The sequence below is a fragment of the Amycolatopsis sp. H20-H5 genome, assembly GCF_035828755.1.
GTDB lineage: Bacteria > Actinomycetota > Actinomycetes > Mycobacteriales > Pseudonocardiaceae > Amycolatopsis.
The window spans coordinates 24,191-40,072 of sequence record NZ_JAYMZS010000043.1 but is presented as its reverse complement, the minus strand read 5'-3'; the positions used below and the strand labels follow the sequence as shown (position 1 = coordinate 40,072).

General features: G+C 69.7%; 18 protein-coding genes and 1 pseudogene. 10 read left to right on the top strand and 9 right to left on the bottom strand.

Translation table 11 applies throughout. The annotated features are described in order from the left end of the window. Positions 1–186: 186 nt before the first annotated feature. Complete coding sequence (locus QMK34_RS23450) at positions 187–1,407, bottom strand: GNAT family N-acetyltransferase (RefSeq protein ID WP_326416402.1); 1,221 nt, start codon at positions 1,405–1,407, stop codon at positions 187–189. A 216-nt stretch (positions 1,408–1,623) separates the two neighbouring features. Between QMK34_RS23450 and QMK34_RS23445 the strand changes: the two genes are divergently transcribed. From QMK34_RS23445 to QMK34_RS23425, 5 genes are all read left to right on the top strand, one after another. Then, positions 1,624–2,139 (top strand): ribbon-helix-helix domain-containing protein, encoded by a 516-nt coding sequence (locus QMK34_RS23445; RefSeq protein ID WP_326416400.1) that lies wholly within the window; start codon positions 1,624–1,626, stop codon positions 2,137–2,139. Between the two features lie 72 nt (positions 2,140–2,211). Then, positions 2,212–3,057, top strand: coding sequence for a DUF4097 family beta strand repeat-containing protein (locus tag QMK34_RS23440; RefSeq protein ID WP_326416399.1), 846 nt, complete (start codon positions 2,212–2,214; stop codon positions 3,055–3,057). Between the two features lie 30 nt (positions 3,058–3,087). Then, the gene (locus QMK34_RS23435) at positions 3,088–4,047 is read left to right on the top strand and encodes an ATP-binding cassette domain-containing protein (RefSeq protein WP_326416398.1); all 960 of its coding nucleotides are present in this window, start codon (positions 3,088–3,090) and stop codon (positions 4,045–4,047) included. Further along, complete coding sequence (locus QMK34_RS23430; RefSeq protein WP_326416396.1) at positions 4,044–4,859, top strand: ABC transporter permease; 816 nt, start codon at positions 4,044–4,046, stop codon at positions 4,857–4,859. Before QMK34_RS23435 ends, QMK34_RS23430 begins: the two co-directional genes overlap by 4 nt. Positions 4,860–4,893: 34 nt before the next feature. Then, entirely contained in the window at positions 4,894–6,120 is a 1,227-nt protein-coding gene (locus QMK34_RS23425) for a cytochrome P450 (RefSeq protein ID WP_326416395.1), read from the top strand. On the opposite strand, the gene QMK34_RS23420 is transcribed toward QMK34_RS23425, so the two are convergent. Next, positions 6,117–6,527, bottom strand: coding sequence for a hypothetical protein (locus QMK34_RS23420; protein WP_326416393.1), 411 nt, complete (start codon positions 6,525–6,527; stop codon positions 6,117–6,119). The genes QMK34_RS23425 and QMK34_RS23420 overlap by 4 nt on opposite strands. A 74-nt stretch (positions 6,528–6,601) precedes the next feature. Next, positions 6,602–7,162: a TetR/AcrR family transcriptional regulator gene (locus QMK34_RS23415; RefSeq protein WP_326416391.1), complete on the bottom strand. Its 561-nt coding sequence runs from the start codon at positions 7,160–7,162 to the stop codon at positions 6,602–6,604. A 99-nt stretch (positions 7,163–7,261) separates the two neighbouring features. On the opposite strand from QMK34_RS23415, the gene QMK34_RS23410 reads away from it, so the two are divergent. Then, positions 7,262–8,014: an SDR family oxidoreductase gene (locus QMK34_RS23410; RefSeq protein WP_326416390.1), complete on the top strand. Its 753-nt coding sequence runs from the start codon at positions 7,262–7,264 to the stop codon at positions 8,012–8,014. A 31-nt stretch (positions 8,015–8,045) separates the two neighbouring features. On the opposite strand, the gene QMK34_RS23405 is transcribed toward QMK34_RS23410, so the two are convergent. Together QMK34_RS23405 and QMK34_RS47900 are read right to left on the bottom strand one after the other, a co-directional pair. Next, positions 8,046–8,195, bottom strand: a complete 150-nt coding sequence (locus tag QMK34_RS23405) for a hypothetical protein (RefSeq protein ID WP_326416389.1) — start codon at positions 8,193–8,195, stop codon at positions 8,046–8,048. Between the two features lie 88 nt (positions 8,196–8,283). Then, positions 8,284–8,700 (bottom strand): annotated as a pseudogene (locus QMK34_RS47900) (cyclase family protein); the annotation flags it as partial. Positions 8,701–9,517: 817 nt separating this feature from the next. Between QMK34_RS47900 and QMK34_RS23400 the strand changes: the two are divergent. Continuing rightward, positions 9,518–9,979: a hypothetical protein gene (locus tag QMK34_RS23400; RefSeq protein ID WP_326416387.1), complete on the top strand. Its 462-nt coding sequence runs from the start codon at positions 9,518–9,520 to the stop codon at positions 9,977–9,979. Between the two features lie 100 nt (positions 9,980–10,079). Here QMK34_RS23400 and QMK34_RS23395 read toward each other — a convergent pair whose 3' ends face one another. The 3 genes from QMK34_RS23395 to QMK34_RS23385 all read right to left on the bottom strand — a co-directional run bounded on the left by QMK34_RS23395 (position 10,080) and on the right by QMK34_RS23385 (position 12,341). Next, a complete protein-coding gene (locus QMK34_RS23395) occupies positions 10,080–11,261 on the bottom strand; it encodes an acyl-CoA dehydrogenase (protein ID WP_326416386.1) in 1,182 nt (393 codons plus the stop codon). A gap of 40 nt (positions 11,262–11,301) precedes the next feature. Next, positions 11,302–11,610: a hypothetical protein gene (locus QMK34_RS23390; RefSeq protein WP_326416385.1), complete on the bottom strand. Its 309-nt coding sequence runs from the start codon at positions 11,608–11,610 to the stop codon at positions 11,302–11,304. Positions 11,611–11,816: 206 nt separating this feature from the next. Then, positions 11,817–12,341 (bottom strand): DUF6790 family protein, encoded by a 525-nt coding sequence (locus QMK34_RS23385; RefSeq protein WP_326416384.1) that lies wholly within the window; start codon positions 12,339–12,341, stop codon positions 11,817–11,819. Between the two features lie 56 nt (positions 12,342–12,397). Here QMK34_RS23385 and QMK34_RS23380 point away from each other — a divergent pair, with 56 nt between their 5' ends. Further along, positions 12,398–12,817, top strand: a complete 420-nt coding sequence (locus QMK34_RS23380) for a MarR family winged helix-turn-helix transcriptional regulator (protein ID WP_326416383.1) — start codon at positions 12,398–12,400, stop codon at positions 12,815–12,817. Between the two features lie 85 nt (positions 12,818–12,902). Then, complete coding sequence (locus QMK34_RS23375; protein ID WP_326416382.1) at positions 12,903–13,829, top strand: class I SAM-dependent methyltransferase; 927 nt, start codon at positions 12,903–12,905, stop codon at positions 13,827–13,829. A gap of 42 nt (positions 13,830–13,871) precedes the next feature. Here the strand turns inward: QMK34_RS23375 and QMK34_RS23370 are convergent, their stop codons facing one another. After that, positions 13,872–14,759 (bottom strand): LysR family transcriptional regulator, encoded by an 888-nt coding sequence (locus QMK34_RS23370; protein WP_326416381.1) that lies wholly within the window; start codon positions 14,757–14,759, stop codon positions 13,872–13,874. A 121-nt stretch (positions 14,760–14,880) separates the two neighbouring features. Here QMK34_RS23370 and QMK34_RS23365 point away from each other — a divergent pair, with 121 nt between their 5' ends. Then, entirely contained in the window at positions 14,881–15,876 is a 996-nt protein-coding gene (locus tag QMK34_RS23365; protein ID WP_326416379.1) for a 4,5-dihydroxyphthalate decarboxylase, read from the top strand. The last annotated feature ends 6 nt before the right edge of the window (positions 15,877–15,882 follow it).

The window sequence follows — 15,882 nt, the reverse complement described above, 5'->3', positions numbered from 1 at the left end:
CTGGGGTTCACCGAGGTGGAGCGGTTCGAGGAGTACGGCGCCGAGCAGTGGTTCGGTGTGTGGTCTCTGGTCACGCCGTCCCGTTGAAGTCGTGCCGGACGGTGCGGAGAGTTCCACGGCGTCCGGGCTGACAACGCGTCGAGCTGCTGCCGACCAGAGCTGCGGCGGTGGTCGGCGAGCGCGCGGTCAGAACCAGTGCAGGCAGTGCGGGGAGCGCTCCGCGCGGAAGAGGGCGTCGGCGAGGGTGGCCGCGCCGGGGTGGTGGGCCCGGATGTGCCCGGCGCGCACGAGCGTGCTCGGGGCGGTGCCGCCGAGGTAGACCGAGCCCAGGTCGCGCACGTCCAGGGACAGGCCGGGCTCCCGGTCCGTCGGGACGCAGTCGCCCTTGCCGTCGCGGACGGTCAGCAGGTAGCGGTCGTGCTCGCCGAGGAACGGGTCGTCGACGTCGAGGACGAGCTCGCCGTCGGTGAACCAGCCGCGCGCGCTCAGCGCGCGGGGGACGTCCAGCAGCCGCACCCAGAGCCAGTCGATGTCGTTGCTCACCTGGCTGGCGCTGAAGTCCGCGAGCTGCCAGCGCAGCGGGTGATCGGGCGGGAAGTGCTTGAACACGACCTGGGTGATCAGGTCGTGGCCGAGCACGAACCGGGCAAGGGCGGTGGAGGCGGCGTCGGTGGTGGCGACGGTCTCGTCGACCGTCAAGGTCTCGGACTCGCCGATCGAGTAGCAGGCGTACCCGTCCGGGACGCCGTCGGCGTCACGGTGGACGGCGATGTAGCGCGGCGCCGGAGAGATCGGGGACTGCCCCGCGCCCAAGGCCCACCAGCGGCGCGGCCGGGACAGCGCACCCGGCTGTGCGCGGCGGTAGCGGTCGTAGACCTCTTCCAGGATCTCGCCGCACTCGGCACGCCGCAGCAGTTCGACCGAGCCGGTCTCTGTGGCGTCGGCCGTGCCGCGCGTGCGGGGAAGGGCGAGGGTGGCGTGGTGGCGCGGCACCGTCAGCCGGGACGTGTAGGTCGCCGGTCCGTAGCCGAACCTGCCGTAGATCAGAGCCTCGGAGGCCAGCAGTACGGAGAGGACCTCCCCTCGGGCCCGCAGCGCGGCGAACTGGTGCCGCATCATCGCGGTGAGCACGCCCTGGCGCCGGTGCGAGGGCAGGACGCCGACGTTGGTCATCCCGGCGGCCGGGACGGGGATCCCGCCGGGCAGGGTGAGCTCGAAGGAGTACGTGGCGGCGGTGCCGACGGGCCGCCCGTCCGCCGTCACGGCGAGCAGGTTGCGATCCATTTCGAGCGCCGCCCACCAGACCGCGTCGCCCTCGCCAGGCGTGTCCCGGAAACGCCCGAACGCGGCGTGGAGCGTGTCGAGGAAGACGTCGAGGTCCTGGTCGGTCGTGGAACGGATCTCCATTGCTGCCGCTGCCTCCCCGTGATGCCGGCACCACGACTCGCGGTGCCGCGCCACAGTGCCGCGTCGACCCGCGGCCGGTCAAGCGAATTGCGACCGTCCTCGAACCTGAGCCAGTACACCCTTCCGACCAGTGGTTTTCCCGCGTGAGGTGCCAGCCTGAGCCATGCTGAGCCACAATGTCTTGCGGTGGTGCCACGCCTGTGCCATGATGGCGTCATGGACTTGACCTCGTATGTGAGCAACCTCGGCCGCGAATTCGCCACCCTCGCCGAAGCCGGCGGTGACGAGTCCCGTGCTCTGGTCGAGCGCCTGACCGGGTCGCTCGAGTCGGCGATCCGGATGACGCTGCTGGACACGCTGTCCGCCGCCGCGGACGAGATCACCCGGGACCTGGCCCCGGGTTCGGTGGAGCTGCGGCTGCGCGGACGTGATCCGAGCTTCGTCGTGACAGCGCCGCCCGCCGGGCCGGTCGAGGACGCGGCCGAGGACGATCCGGCGACGGCCGACGCCGGCACCCTGATCGCCGAGGACGGCCCGAGCTCGCGGATCAACGTGCGCCTCCCGGAGCAGCTCAAGGCCGCGGTCGAGGAGGCCGCCGCCAAGGAGGGACGCTCGGTCAACGCCTGGCTGATCCGGGCGGCCTCGACCGCCCTGCAGCGCTCCGACCAGCGCCCTGAGCCGCGTGACAGCGGCAAGCGGTCCAAGCAGCGCCTCACCGGCTGGGTGCGCTAGCCCCACCCGCTCTTTCCGCCACACGTCCCTGACCTGCGGGGACGCGAACCTATCCAAGATGAGGGGACAACCATGCCCATTTTCGAGACACCCGAGCCCATTTCCGTCACGTTCGAGCTCGGCGTCGGCACTGTGCGGATCACCGCGAGCGACCGCGCCGACACCAGCGTCGACGTGCGTCCGAGCGACCAGTCCGACGACTCGGACGTGCAGGCCGCCCAGCTGATCCGCGTCGACTACGCGAACGGCGTGCTCCAGGTCGTGGGGCCGAAGGCGCGCGCTTTCGACTTCTCCCGCAAGACCAGGTCGGTGGACGTGTCCATCGACCTGCCCACTGGCTCGCGGGTGGCAGGCGAGGTGCAGGTGGGGGACCTCAGCGGCACGGGCAGGCTCGGGGAGTGCCGGTTCAAGACCTCCACCGGGAACGTCCGGCTCGAGCGGACCGGCTCGCTCCGGGTGGACACCGCGGCCGGGCACGTCACCGCGGACGGCGTCACGGGCCACGCCGAGATCCACACCGGCTCCGGCAAGGTCCGCCTCGGCGAGGTCGACGGCTCCGTGGTCGTCAAGAACTCCAACGGCGACACCACGATCGACGCGGTCACCGGCGACGCGCGGGTGCGCTCGGCCAACGGTGACATCGCCGTCCACCGGGCGGGCGCGGGGGTCGAGGCGAAGACGTCCAACGGCAGCATCCGCCTCGGCGAGGTGGTCCGTGGCTCGATCGAGCTCGGGACCGCGATGGGCGATCTGGAGATCGGCATCGCCGAGGGCACCGCCGCGTGGCTCGAGGTGAACACCGGGTTCGGGCAGGTGCGCAACCTGCTGGACAACGCCACCCAGCCGGACGAGGCCGACGAAACCGTCGAGGTGCGCGCCCACACCTCGTTCGGCGGCATCACGATCCGCCGTTCCTGATCCGCCGACGACCCCTCGAAAGGGAAACCCATGACCACCAGGCATTTCCAGCCCGCGATCGCGGTGACCGGGCTGCGCAAGTCGTTCGGCGACCACGTCGTGCTCGACGGCATTGACCTGACCGTCCCGCAGGGCACGGTCTTCTCACTGCTCGGCGCGAACGGCGCGGGGAAGACCACCATGGTCAAGATCCTGTCCACGTTGATCAGTGCCGACGCCGGTGACGCCAGGGTCGCGGGCCACGACGTCGCGGGCGAACCCGACGCGGTGCGCGCCGCGATCGGTGTCACCGGGCAGTTCTCGGCGGTGGACAACCTGCTCACCGGCCGGGAAAACCTGCACCTGATGGCGGATCTGCACCACCTCGCCCGGGGCGACGGCCGGGCGCGCGCCACTGCGCTGCTCGAACGGTTCGACCTGGTCGAGGCGGCCGGGAAGCCGGTCTCGACGTACTCCGGGGGCATGCGGCGGCGGCTCGACCTCGCGCTGACCCTGGTCGGCAGCCCGCGGGTGATCTTCCTCGACGAGCCGACCACCGGACTCGATCCGCGCAGCCGCCGGGAGATGTGGCAGATCGTCCGGGACCTGGTGGCCGACGGCGTCACCATCTTCCTGACCACCCAGTACCTGGAGGAGGCCGACGAGCTGGCCGACCGGATCGCGGTCCTCGACCACGGCCGGGTGGTCGCCGAGGGAACCGCGGACGAGCTGACGCGCCGCATCCCCGGTGGGCACGTGCGCCTGCGGTTCGCCGACCCGCAGGTCGTCGACACGGCCCTGCGCGCGCTGGGTGAGGCCGCGCGCGACAGCGACGCGCTCGCCCTGCGGGTGCCCAGCGACGGCAGCCTGCGCTCGCTGAAGACCCTGATCGACCGGCTCGAAGACCGGGCCATCGAGGTCGCCGAGCTGTCCGTGCACACCCCCGATCTCGACGACGTCTTCCTCGCCCTCACCGGCAACCCCAAGAACGAGAAGGTGACCTCCCGATGAGCACTCAAGTCCAGGCCCCGGCGAACCTTCGTTTCCACCCGGTGCGCGATTCGGCGACGATGCTGCGCCGCAACCTCAAACGCATGCTGCGGTACCCGTCGATGACCTTGACGCTCGTCGGGATGCCCGTCGTCTTCCTGCTGCTGTTCGTCTACGTGTTCGGCGGCACGCTGGGCGCGGGGCTCGGCGGGGTGTCGGGCGGGCGCGCCGAGTACGTCAACTACGTGGCGCCCGCGATCATCCTGATGACGGTGACGGCCACGGTCCAGGGGACCGCGATCTCGATCGCCATGGACATGACCGAAGGCATCATCGCCCGGTTCCGCACCATGCACATCGCCCGCGTCTCGGTGCTGACCGGGCACGTCCTCGGCAGCGTGATCCAGACGGCGTTCAGCCTGACTGTCGTGACCGGCGTGGCGTTGCTGGTTGGCTTCCGGCCCGCGGCCGGGCTGGGCGCGTGGCTGGCCACGGCCGGTTTCCTGCTGGCGGTGACGTTCGCGCTCGTCTGGCTCGCGGTCGCGCTCGGCCAGGTGAGCAAGACCGTCGAGTCCGCGAGCAACGTGCTGATGCCGTTGGTGCTGCTGCCTTTCCTCGGCAGCGGGTTCGTCCCGACCGACTCCATGCCCGCCGGGCTGCGCTGGTTCGCCGAGTACCAGCCGTTCACCTCGATCATCGAAACCCTGCGCGGCCTGCTGATGGACAAACCGCTCGGGAACAACGCGTGGATCGCGCTCGCCTGGTGTGCCGTCCTCGCCCTCGGCGGCTACCTCTGGTCCAAAAAGCTGTTCAACCGTGAGTACTCCCGCTGACCGCCTCGCAACACTCGCCACGAAAGGAAATCCGATGAGTCAGCCGGTTCCCGTTCCGCAAGGCCTCCCGATGGAGCGCGACGCGGGCCCGTTCGACCCGCCCCGCCACCTCACCCGGCTGCGCGAGACCCGCCCCGTCAGTCCCCTCGTCTTCCCCGACGGTCACGAGGGCTGGATCGTCACCGGCTACGACGCCGTCCGCCAGCTGCTGGCCGACACCCGGTTCAGCTCCCGCCAGGACATCGGCGTTCTCCACCTGCCGTACGAGACACCCGGCATGCCCGTTCCCACCGAACCGTCCCCGCAGATCCCCGGCCTGTTCATCGCCATGGACCCGCCGGACCACACCCGGCTGCGGCGCAGGCTCACCGGCGCCTTCACCGTCAAACGGATGAAGCAGCTCGAAGCGCACATCATCGACGTCGTCGAGCGGCAACTGGACGAGCTGGCGCGCCTGACCCCGCCGGTCGACCTGGTCAAGGAGTTCGCGCTGCCGGTGCCCTCGCTGGTGATCTGCGAACTGCTCGGTGTCCCGTACGCGGACCGGGAGTCCTTTCAGGACAACGCCGCCCAGTTCATGGTCAAGGACCAGTCGCTCGACGAGAAGATGGCCGCGTACGGCGCATTGACCACGTACCTCGCCGAACTGGTCACGAGCAAACGCGCCGCCCCCGGCGAAGACATCCTGTCCGATCTGGCCGGCCAGGAGGACCTGACCATCGAGGAGCTGACCGGCGCCGCCTTCCTGCTGCTGCTCGCTGGCCACGAGACCACCGCCAACATGCTGGCACTGGGCACTTTCGCGCTGCTGGAGCACCCCGAGCAGCTGGCCGAACTGCGCGCCGACCCGGACCTGCTGCCCGACGCCGTCGAGGAACTCCTGCGCTACCTGTCCATCGCCGACGTCTTCTTCCGCTACGCCACGGAGGACCTCGAACTCGGTGGCGAAACGATCGGCGAGGGATCGACCGTCCTGGTCTCGCTGCTGGCCGCCAACCGCGACCCCCGGCGCTTCGACAATCCCGACACCCTCGACCTGCACCGCAAGGCCCGTGGTCACCTGTCCTTCGGCCACGGCATCCACCAATGCCTCGGCCAGCAACTGGCCCGCATCGAGATGCGTGCCGGTTTCGAGGGGCTGCTGCGCCGCTTCCCGGCTCTCGAACTCGCCATCCCCGCCGCCGAGGTGAAACTCAGGACCGACATGAACATCTACGGCGTCCACGAACTGCCGGTCACCTGGACGGAAACGGCCCGTTAGAAGGATTTTTGGAGGTGCGCGCCGGGTCGGTGCTCCTCCAGGGCGGGCAGCAGCACTGCCTTGCCGAAGTGCTCGACACTAGTCGGCGTGGTGGTACGGAAGTCGCGTGCCTGCGGGGTGCGGGTGTGCCCGGAGTTGATCGCCTCGGCGACCTCGATCATCACTGCGGCGACGTTGCCGGAGACCCCGGCGGCGCGCTGGTCGGCGGCGAACTCCTCAAGGGACTGCCGGGCGTAGCGCGGATTCCGGTTCCCGGTGAGTTCGCCGAGGACCCGCGCGACGTCGTTCATGCTGAGGTCGCGTTCACCCTGGATCTCCTGGATCCGGGGATGGCCGGAGGCCGGTGCGGGACCGAGGAGCACCTCGCCCGCGGCGTGGCCGATGTCCTCGGCGGTCACGAAGGGCATCTTCACCTCGGCGTCGAACGGAGCGATCAGGACTGATCGACGGCACCTGGCCGCGACCAGGACAGGTGGGGCCCTCAGCGGCGGCGTAGGCCGTCGAGGATGACGGTGACCAGTTTCCGGGCCCTGGTGTCCCATTCCTTCTCGGGGACCCGCGACAACGCGCCGAGCAGCAGGATGACGTCGGTGGCGTCGACGTCGTCGCGCATCTCGTCCGCCGCGGTGCCCCGGTCGAGCAGCGTCGTGAGGGCGTCGTCGAGCCGCCCGTGGTGGTCGGCGTAGAGGTCCTGCCAGGCCGACGCCTCGATCGCCGCCATGACCCCGCGTTTGACCCGCGCGTACTCGACCAGCCGGTCCAGCCACCGGGCCAGCGCGTCCAGCGGTGGGTGTTCGGCGAGCAGCGCCGGGACGGCGTCGACCAACTCGCCCATTTCGTGCCGGTACACCTCGGCCAGCAGGTGCTCACGGGTCGGGAAGTGCCGGTAGAGCGTGCCCTGCCCGACGCCCGCGGCCTTGGCGACGAGGTGCAGTTTGAGTTCGTCGACCGGCCCGGGGGAGCCGCTCAGCGCCGCGCGCGCCGCGGCGACGATGCGCTCGCGGTTGGCGACCGCGTCCGAGCGGGGTGCGCGAGCGGGCACTTCCACACCTCAAATCAGGCCTCGGCAGCTAAGTGGACAACTGTCCGGTATGCTGAAGCGGCAACCGGACAGTTGTCAGCTTAGAGCAGGAGGAACGTCATGAGTGGAATCAGCGGCAAAGTCGTCGGCAAAGTCGTCGCCATCACGGGAGCGAGCAGCGGCATCGGCGAGGCGACCGCGCTGGAACTCGCCGCGCGGGGAGCGGCGGTGGTGCTCGGCGCGCGGCGCACCGACCGGCTCACCGAGCTGGCCGACCGAATCCGGGCCTCGGGCGGCCGGGCGGAGGTGGTGCCCACGGATGTCACCCGGCGCGCGGACCTCGAGCGGCTGGTCGCCGCGGCGGTCGAGCGGTTCGGCCGCCTCGACGTCCTCGTGGGCAACGCCGGGATCGCCAGGATCGCTTCGATGACGGAGCTCGACGTCGACGACTGGGACGCGATGATCGACGTCAACGTGCGCGGTGTGCTGCACGGGATCGCGGCCGCGCTGCCGGTGTTCCGCGGCCAGGGTAGCGGACACCTGGTGACCATCGTGTCGACCTCGGGCCTGAAGATCGTCCCTGACCAGGCGGTCTACGCCGCCTCCAAGAACGCGGTCCGCACGCTGCTGGAGGCGCTGCGCCAGGAGTCCACCGACGGTGTCCTGCGCACGACCTCGATCTCGCCCGGCTTCGTGACCACCGAACTCGTCGACTACCTCGACGAACCGGAGGTCAGGCACGAGGCGCAGAGCCGGATGCGGACGCTCGGCATCGCGCCCGGCGCCGTGGCGCGTGCCGTGGCCTTCGCCATCGAGCAGCCCGACGACGTCGAGATCGGCGACATCACCGTCCGGCCCACTCGCCAAAACTGACCGCGGCGAAGCTCGGCGGGCCCTGGTCCGGTCAGAACAGGGCGATGGGGTTGACCGGGACGCCGGTCAGCCCGTGGATGCGCGGCGGGGCGACGGTGAGCAGGAAGCTGTAGCGCTTGAGCTCCGCGCACAGCGCCGCGAGATCGTCGAGCTCCGCCGCGTCGATCAGGGGCATCGCCATCCTGCCCAGTGCGACCCCGTGCAGCGGGGAGGGTCCGTCCGGGTCCAGCGGGGGATGCGCGTCGCCCCGGTCGGCGGCCGCAGAGGGCGACCCCGCGGCGGTGCATCCAGCGCACCGCGTCGAGGCTGATTCCCGGCGACGGCTTGCCGGGGATCAGCGCGCTCGTCCAGCCGAGTCGTAGCACCAGCGCGTCGCCCGACCGCACCTCGACCCCTTGGCGCTCCTCGGCTTGCTCGAAGTCGTGCGACGTCACGGCGTACGAAGGGGGAAGGGGCTCCTCGACGGCCAGATCCAGCAGGACGCCACGTGTCACGATCCCGGCGGCGAAGGCCGCGGTCGACGTGTGCGTGACACCTTCGGGGGTCACGACCCGGGCCCTCGGGTGGCCCGGATAGACCTCTCCGTCGCGTGACCAGTGCGCCAGCGCGTCGATGTGCGTCGATTTCGCGTGGTGGTTCGTGACCAGCAGCAGATCGGCCGCCACCCCCATCCCGGTATGGGACATCATCTGCTGCACCGGAGAGACAGTCACCGTCGCGGGAGCGAACGGACCGCTGATCATCGGGTTGGGAGTGATCGGCTGTGCCAGCGACGCCCACCGGCCGGTCCGCACCTGGGCGGCGGCCTTCGCGCGCACCTCGTCGGTGATGAGGTTGAGCGTGCCGAGCTCGTCGTCGGCACCCCATCGGCCCCAGTTGTCCGGCAGGTCAGGGTCGGCCATGTGGTGGGGCCCTTCTCGTCACGATCCACTTCACTGAGAGGGCGTCCGGAAACTGATGTCATGTCGTCCAGTTTGGCGCCCAGGGCCGCGTTGACTGACGGGGGACTTTCACACGGCCTGTTCTGGCGAAGGGGACCTTTGCAAGGTTGAGTCGAGAGGAAAGCCCCCTTCGGTCGCTACACCAGGTTTGCCGTGTGCCCTGATGGGAGCCTTCACGGCGTCTAACGCCGTCATGGTGGCCTTCAGGGGCACGCATGAAACGGTCATGGCGGTACGAAACGGGCGAATGGGCGGACTTTTCGTCCTTTGTGGAGGGTGGGCGGCTTCGAAGGACAGGCGCCCGAGGCTTCGAGCGGCGGCTGCTGCGACAGTTCTCAGACGCGTTCTGAGGCATGGTGTTGTCGCGGTCCCCGTCAGGAAATTGCGCAGTCGGTGCCATTCACGCACTTTCCGGTATTGCTCCCCGGCGGGTCAATGGAAAGGTCTCCCGACTGCCCGAAGAGTCAGTCGTGGCTGACTCTTCGCACAGGATACGCAGACGAGGGCTCAGTGTTTTCGTCCGATGCGGCAGTATCCCGCACAACGGAAGGATTACACAATCGTGTCGAAAATCATCACTGCCAACGATTCTCAGCGCAGCTGTGCACATCCACCGGCCCGCGACACGGCGGCCGTTGCCGTCGCCTTGCACGCACCGGATCCGATGACCGAACTCGGCGCGACGGCCATTCTCGAGGCGGATGGGCGGCTGACGGTGCTCGCCGGGGACGACCTCGCGCGGGCCGACGTGGTCGTGGTCGTCGAGGAATCACTGGGGCACGGCGCTTGCGCGTTCTTGCGCGAGGTGCGCGCCCTGTTTCGGGGAGAATCGCCGCCGCAGTGCGTGATCGTCACCGATCATCTCCAGCCCGAGGTGCTGATGACGGCGATCGAGCGTGACCTGGCCGCGATACTGGGGCTGCGGACTGTCGATGGTGACGAGCTGGTGCGGACGGTTTTCGCGGTCGGTACCCGACGCGCCGTTCCCGGCCGCCGACGTGACTGGGAACGGGCTCAGGCGTGACGGTGTGCCTGCGGTGACGGGACTCCCTGGTGTGGCCGAGGAACCCCGGTTCCCCACGGCCATCAGTGTTTCGCCGGTCCGCGGAGCACACGCCGGTTGATCACGGGACCAGGTCGAGGAACTCCCAGTGCGCTTCGGGTTGTGCGCCGCTGAGCCACTTCCCGCAGTTCTGCAGGACCATCGGGCCCGAGGTGACGTGCTGGGTGCCGGTGCCCAGGTGACGCAGGAACCGGTCGATCGGGCCGCGTCGGATCGCCTTCGTCGCCGCCCATCGGTGCACCGTCTGGCCTACGTCGTGGGCGGTCCAGGTCGCGTGGTTGAGCGCCAGCCGGATCAGCGTCTCCTGTTCGGTGCGCAGCAGCTCTCCGGCGGCCAGGGTGTCTTCGTTGTCCTGCCACACCTGCATCACCCACGCTCGTGCCGCGCGGAGCTTGGCTTCGGCGGCCGCGTACTCGGCGTGGAACTGCGAGGTGTCGACGGCGGCGTTGAAGGTGCCGGACTTTCGCGACGCGTACAGCTTCAGCTCGTCGAGCAGGCGCCGTCCGACACCGAGTGCCCAGCCGGTGTGCACGATCGCGGACATGTTCACCAGTCCGACGCGGTAGATCGCGCCGCCGTGGGCGGGGGCCATCGTGGTCGCGGGATAGGTGTGCGTTTCCGGGACGTACACGTCGGCGCAGTGGTAGTCGATGCTGCTCGTCGCGCGGAGCCCGAGCACGTCCCAGTTGTCGACGAGAGTGACCTCAGACTTGGGCATGGCCAGCACCCGTGGCTCCCCGGTGCCCTCGACCAGGATCGCGCTGTGGATGTGGGTGGCCAGCGCCATGCCGGAGGCGAACTGCCAGCTCCCGCTCACCAGATAGCCGTCGTCCACCGGAACCGCCCGGCCGGGCCGGGTGCCGTGACCGGAGAGCAGGGCGTGGTTGCCGCCCGCGACGTCGGGGAACAGTTCGGCCGCCGCGGCCGCGCCGAGGTAGGCCGCGGTGGTCCCGGTCATCATCTGCAGCGCCATCATCGTCCAGCCCGCCGCGGCGTCGTGGTGGCTGAGCCGCTCGACCGTCTCGATCAGCTGGCGCGGGGAGAACTCGTATCCGCCCAGGTTCACCGGCAGACCGGCACGGACGATCCCGGCGCCCAGCAACGCCTGCGCGGTGTCCTCGGTGAGCCTGCCGAGCTTTTCGGCCTCGTCCGCGTTCGCTTCGACGGACTCGCCGAGTGCGTCGATCCGTTCGAGCAGTGCGGGAAACTCGTCGCTGATGTGCAGCTGGGCCGGGGTCGTCATGCGGGGTTCGCTCCTTTGTCGTCCGTGCAGGCGAGGATGGTCACCACGTGAGGGGGAGAGAGTCGATGCCGTGGATGAACGAGTCCCGGCGGAAAGCGATTTCACTGCTCGGGGTCGGCGCCGATGGCGGTACCCCTTGGTGGTGGCATTCACCCAGGCTGAGGGTCTCGGCACTGTGGACTGTCCTGGCTTGGGCGTGTCCGGCCACCAGTGCGCCGACGTGGCCGGACACCGTGGTGATCGGGCAGCTCGTCCCGGCCGCCCGCGCCGCCCGCAGCGAGGCGACGGGAGCGAACCGATCGCGGCGCGCGCCGAGCGGCGGCACGGCTGCTGAGGAAGGAGGATGCACGACTTGCCTTTCACAGAAGGATCTTCCGGCGCTGATCGGCCGCTTTCGAGACGCGACGGCGCCTGCTTTTCACCGTACTCTTGATCATGTCGCTCAGGCCGGGGTTGCGCCTTCGACGGCGGACAGAAGGCGGACAACCCGGCGTCGGGCGAGATCGAGGGCGCGGGCGTTCGGGCGCTCGCGGGTGGTGAGCGCCCGGCAAGACGTCAGACGAGGGCTGGGGTGACGGGCTGCTCCTCGGCCGCCAGTCGCTGTGAGCTGCGGGCGAGGATGATCATGACCGCGGGGAAGAGCAGGTCGGCGATCAGGACTCCGCCGGTGTTGCCGGGAGCGTGGTCGCCGTTGGCGATCCACTGGTAGAGGTGGCCGATGATCGCGCCCCAGAGGAACATGCCGGCGCCGAGGCCGATGGTGACGCGTTCCCTGGCCGAGGCCGAGGCGGCGCGGAAGCCCATGATGGCGAGCCCGAGGTTGGCGAAGGCGATCTCGAACTCGAACGGGGTCTGGGTGAAGCCGATCGTGGTGGCCATCGCGTCCGGGACCGTGACGAACGCGAACGTCAGCCACAGGCTTCCGCAGCCGAGGGCGCCGATGGCCCACCACCGCTGCCAGGTTTCCAGTGCCGCTTGCCGGGACGGGCTGTGCCGGGTGCGGATCAGTGCGCCGACGATCGGCACCAGCACGAAGATCAGGGGGAAGGCGGACTTGGCGAGGTAAGTGGTCGTGTTCATGCCCTGAATCTTGCATAGTTAATATTAACTTGTCAAGACTCAGGTATGCTCGAACCATGGATGACGGGCTCGCAGACTTGTTACATCGCGTAGTGCTCCTGCTCGGGGAGGCGGCGCGGCGGCGCGGCGACGAACTCGGCGGGCTGAGTTACAGCCAGATGCGGCTGTTGGGGACGCTGGAGGACATCGAGCCGGTGACCCAGCACCGGCTGGCGCAGGCGCTGCTGGTGTCGGACCCGGCGATCAGCCGGGCGTTGCGCGCACTGGAGGCGGCCGGGCTGGTGCAGGTCCGCACCGATCCCGAGCACGCACGGCGACGGCTGGTCAGCACCACTGAGACCGGCCGCAAAGCCTTCCACGAGAGCGGGAAACCTCTCCACGACGAGCTGCGCAACGGCCTGCTCGAAGCAGGCTTCCCCTATGAGCGGTATCTGCGCGACACCGTCCTGCTGGCCCAGCTTCTCGAGTCCTCTTGACACCGCGGCCGCGGTCTCGAGCGCACTGTCCTCAAAGGACTTTGCAAGCCGCCGCCGGCCCGCGCAACCACAGGCAGGGCAGAGCATGACTTCCGACAGGCACGACGGAGACACCTGGGACCTGGCATGGAGCGTCGGCGCGACCGCCACCATGGACGCGGCGGGCCGAGCGATCGCGACCCGCGCGGATCGTTCGCTCATCGACGACCCGTTCGCCGAACCGCTCGTCCGGGCGGTCGGCGTCGACCTCCTCACCCGGCTGGCGACCGGCGAGGTGACCCCCGGCGACCTGGGCTTGGCCGAGCAGGTGTGGATCGACGGAGCCCAGGTGCGGACCAAGTTCTACGACGAGTTCTTCCTCGACGCGACGGGCGCGGGTATCACGCAGGTCGTGATACTGGCCGCTGGCCTGGATTCCCGCGCGTACCGGCTGCCATGGCCGCCCGGGACCGTGGTGTACGAGGTCGACCAGCCGCCGGTCATCGCGTTCAAGACCCGCACGCTGGCCGAGTTGGGTGCCGCGCCCACCGCCGACCGGCGAGTGGCCGCGGTCGATCTGCGCGACGAGTGGCCCACCGCACTGCGTACCGCCGGATTCGACCCGGCCCGGCAGTCCGCGTGGAGCGCCGAGGGCCTGCTGGGCTACCTGCCGCCCGAGGCGCAGGACCGCCTGCTCGACACCATCACCGAACTCAGCGCGCCGGGAAGCCGGGTGGCCACCGAAAGCAGGCCCAACCCGCGACCGGGGGAGGAGGGCAAAACGAAGGACAGCCTGGACCGCAGCTCCGAAAGCTGGCGTGCGCACGGTTTCGACACCGACATGGCGAGGCTGCGATATTTCGGTGAGCGCAACGAAGCGGCGCCCTACCTGACCGACCTCGGCTGGGCGCTGACGGGAACCAGCATCCGGGACCTGTTCGCCGCCAACAACCTTCCGTCCCTCGAGGACGACGGCCTGCGCATGGGCGACGTGCGCTACGTCAGCGGCGTGCTCGGCAAGACCGCGAAGTAGGTTGGCGGTTTGTCCTCGACGGCCGGGCCGTCGGCCGGGCAGTCAGGTCGTGGTGCGCCCGTGATCAGCCGCGGCGCGATCGTAGAGTTCGGCCGCGATCCGCACGAACGATCGGACCAGCGGGGACGTGCCGGTTGACGGCCAGGCGAGCACCAGCCTGCTCGGGGGCCGGTCGGCGACGGGTACGGTGACCAGTCCGGCGGGTGTCACCTGGTCGAGTGGGGCGAGCGCGGACAGGCCGTTCCACAGCACGGCCTGCAGGCATTCCTGGATGGTGCGCATCGGGGCGCCCTGGTCGGTGGCGGCCGTCTCGCCGGTCCAGTACTCGCGCCACACCTGGTCGGTTTCGGCCGGTAGCCGCACCCAGCTACGGTCGGGCAGGTCGGCCAGCCGTACCGACGGCTGCCCGGCGAGCGGGTCGTCGTCGCGGACGACCAGTCCGACCGGTTCGACGTGCAGGACGTGGCTGCGCAGGCCGGTGTCCTGGAACGGCAACCGGGTCAAGGCGACGTCGACCAGCCCGGCGCGCAGCCCGGCGCTGGGGTCGGCCAGGTCCGCCTCGTGGATGCGCACGGACACGTGTGGGTGGCGTTGCCGGAAAACCGAGGCGATGCGTCCACCCACGAGCTCGGCGGTGTCGGCCAGCGATCCGACCGTCAGGGTGGCGCGACCGGCGGCGGAGCGTACGCGTGTCTCGAGACGATCGGCTTGCTCCAGCAGCGAGCGGGCGTCGTCGTAGAGGGTCCGGCCCGCCTCGGTCAGCTCCACCCCGCTGGGGATCCGGTCGAACAGGGTCACGCCGAGGTCGGCCTCGAGCCGATGCACGGCCCGGCTCAGTGGCGGCTGCGTCATGCGGAGCCGGGCGGCGGCCCGGCCGATGTGCCGTTCTTCGGCGACGGCCACGAAGTACCGCAGCCCCTGCAGGTCCATCGCCTCATCATACCGATCCGGTATCGAGCGAACCGCACTGGTGTTGGCCGCTCAGGCGCGTCGTCGCGAGGATCGACCGTGAACCTCAAGCACCAACCCAGCTCCGGAAGGAGACATCGACATGACGGACCTGAGCCTCAAGGTAGGCGTCTACCGCTACGAGCACACCGAGCCGATGTTCGACGGGCGCGTCCCGATCGACGGCGTCGACGCCACCTTGGTCACCTCGCCACTCATCTCCGACGTGTTCTGCGAGATGGCCAAGCGTGAGCTGGACATCGCCGAGTTCGGCCTGACCTATTTCCTGCGCACGTTCGATCTCGACGATTCGCCGTTCCTGGCCCTGCCGATCTTCCCGAACCGCAACTTCCGCCACTCGGCCCTGTTCGTGAACGTCGACAGCGGAATCGAGAAGCCGGAGGACCTCGCGGGCAAGACCGTCGGCGAGTTCGCGCTCTGGGGCAGCGATCCCGGCGTGTGGATGAAGGGTGTGCTCGCCGAGGACCACCAGGTCACCCCGGACCAGATCAGCTGGGTCATCGGCGGCACCGACCACCCGATCCCGGCGTTCGACTGGATCCCGCAGCCCGTCCCCGGCGGCGTCGAGGTCCGCCACACCGAGGGCGGCGAGACCCTCGGGGCGATGCTCGAGGACGGGGAAATCGACGCCCTGCTCTCGGTCGACGTCCCGCAGGCCCTGATCGACGGCTCGCCGAAGATCCGTCGGCTGTTCCCCGACTACCGATCGACCGAGCAGGACTACTACCGCCGCACCGGCATCTTCCCGATGATGCACGCCGTCGCGATCCGCCGGGAACTCGTCGGCGAACCCGGCCTGGTGCGGTCGGTCTACCGCGCGTTCTCCCGGGCCAAGGACCTTGTGCAGCAGCAGTACCGGGCCGGCGCGGCGAAGCAGCACATGTCCGTGATCACCCCCTGGTTCAGCGGCCTGTTCTCCGACAACCGCGCGCTGCTGGGCGAGGACTGGTGGCCCTACGGCGTCGACGCCAACCGGAAAGCCGTCGACACGTTCCTGCGCTACCACCACGAGCAGGGACTTTCGAAGCGCCTGCTCACCTCGGACGACATCTTCGTCCCCGCCCTGCTCGACACCTGAGCGGCA

Coding starts and splice junctions, on each gene's coding strand:
- QMK34_RS23445 (WP_326416400.1), top strand. CDS start 1,624: ATGGACTTGACCTCGTATGTGAGCAACCTCGGCCGCGAATTCGCCACC.
- QMK34_RS23375 (WP_326416382.1), top strand. CDS start 12,903: ATGACTTCCGACAGGCACGACGGAGACACCTGGGACCTGGCATGGAGC.
- QMK34_RS23380 (WP_326416383.1), top strand. CDS start 12,398: ATGGATGACGGGCTCGCAGACTTGTTACATCGCGTAGTGCTCCTGCTC.
- QMK34_RS23450 (WP_326416402.1), bottom strand. CDS start 1,407: ATGGAGATCCGTTCCACGACCGACCAGGACCTCGACGTCTTCCTCGAC.
- QMK34_RS23385 (WP_326416384.1), bottom strand. CDS start 12,341: ATGAACACGACCACTTACCTCGCCAAGTCCGCCTTCCCCCTGATCTTC.
- QMK34_RS23420 (WP_326416393.1), bottom strand. CDS start 6,527: ATGCCCTTCGTGACCGCCGAGGACATCGGCCACGCCGCGGGCGAGGTG.
- QMK34_RS23435 (WP_326416398.1), top strand. CDS start 3,088: ATGACCACCAGGCATTTCCAGCCCGCGATCGCGGTGACCGGGCTGCGC.
- QMK34_RS23365 (WP_326416379.1), top strand. CDS start 14,881: ATGACGGACCTGAGCCTCAAGGTAGGCGTCTACCGCTACGAGCACACC.
- QMK34_RS23440 (WP_326416399.1), top strand. CDS start 2,212: ATGCCCATTTTCGAGACACCCGAGCCCATTTCCGTCACGTTCGAGCTC.
- QMK34_RS23425 (WP_326416395.1), top strand. CDS start 4,894: ATGAGTCAGCCGGTTCCCGTTCCGCAAGGCCTCCCGATGGAGCGCGAC.
- QMK34_RS23405 (WP_326416389.1), bottom strand. CDS start 8,195: ATGGCGATGCCCCTGATCGACGCGGCGGAGCTCGACGATCTCGCGGCG.
- QMK34_RS23395 (WP_326416386.1), bottom strand. CDS start 11,261: ATGACGACCCCGGCCCAGCTGCACATCAGCGACGAGTTTCCCGCACTG.
- QMK34_RS23430 (WP_326416396.1), top strand. CDS start 4,044: ATGAGCACTCAAGTCCAGGCCCCGGCGAACCTTCGTTTCCACCCGGTG.
- QMK34_RS23370 (WP_326416381.1), bottom strand. CDS start 14,759: ATGGACCTGCAGGGGCTGCGGTACTTCGTGGCCGTCGCCGAAGAACGG.
- QMK34_RS23410 (WP_326416390.1), top strand. CDS start 7,262: ATGAGTGGAATCAGCGGCAAAGTCGTCGGCAAAGTCGTCGCCATCACG.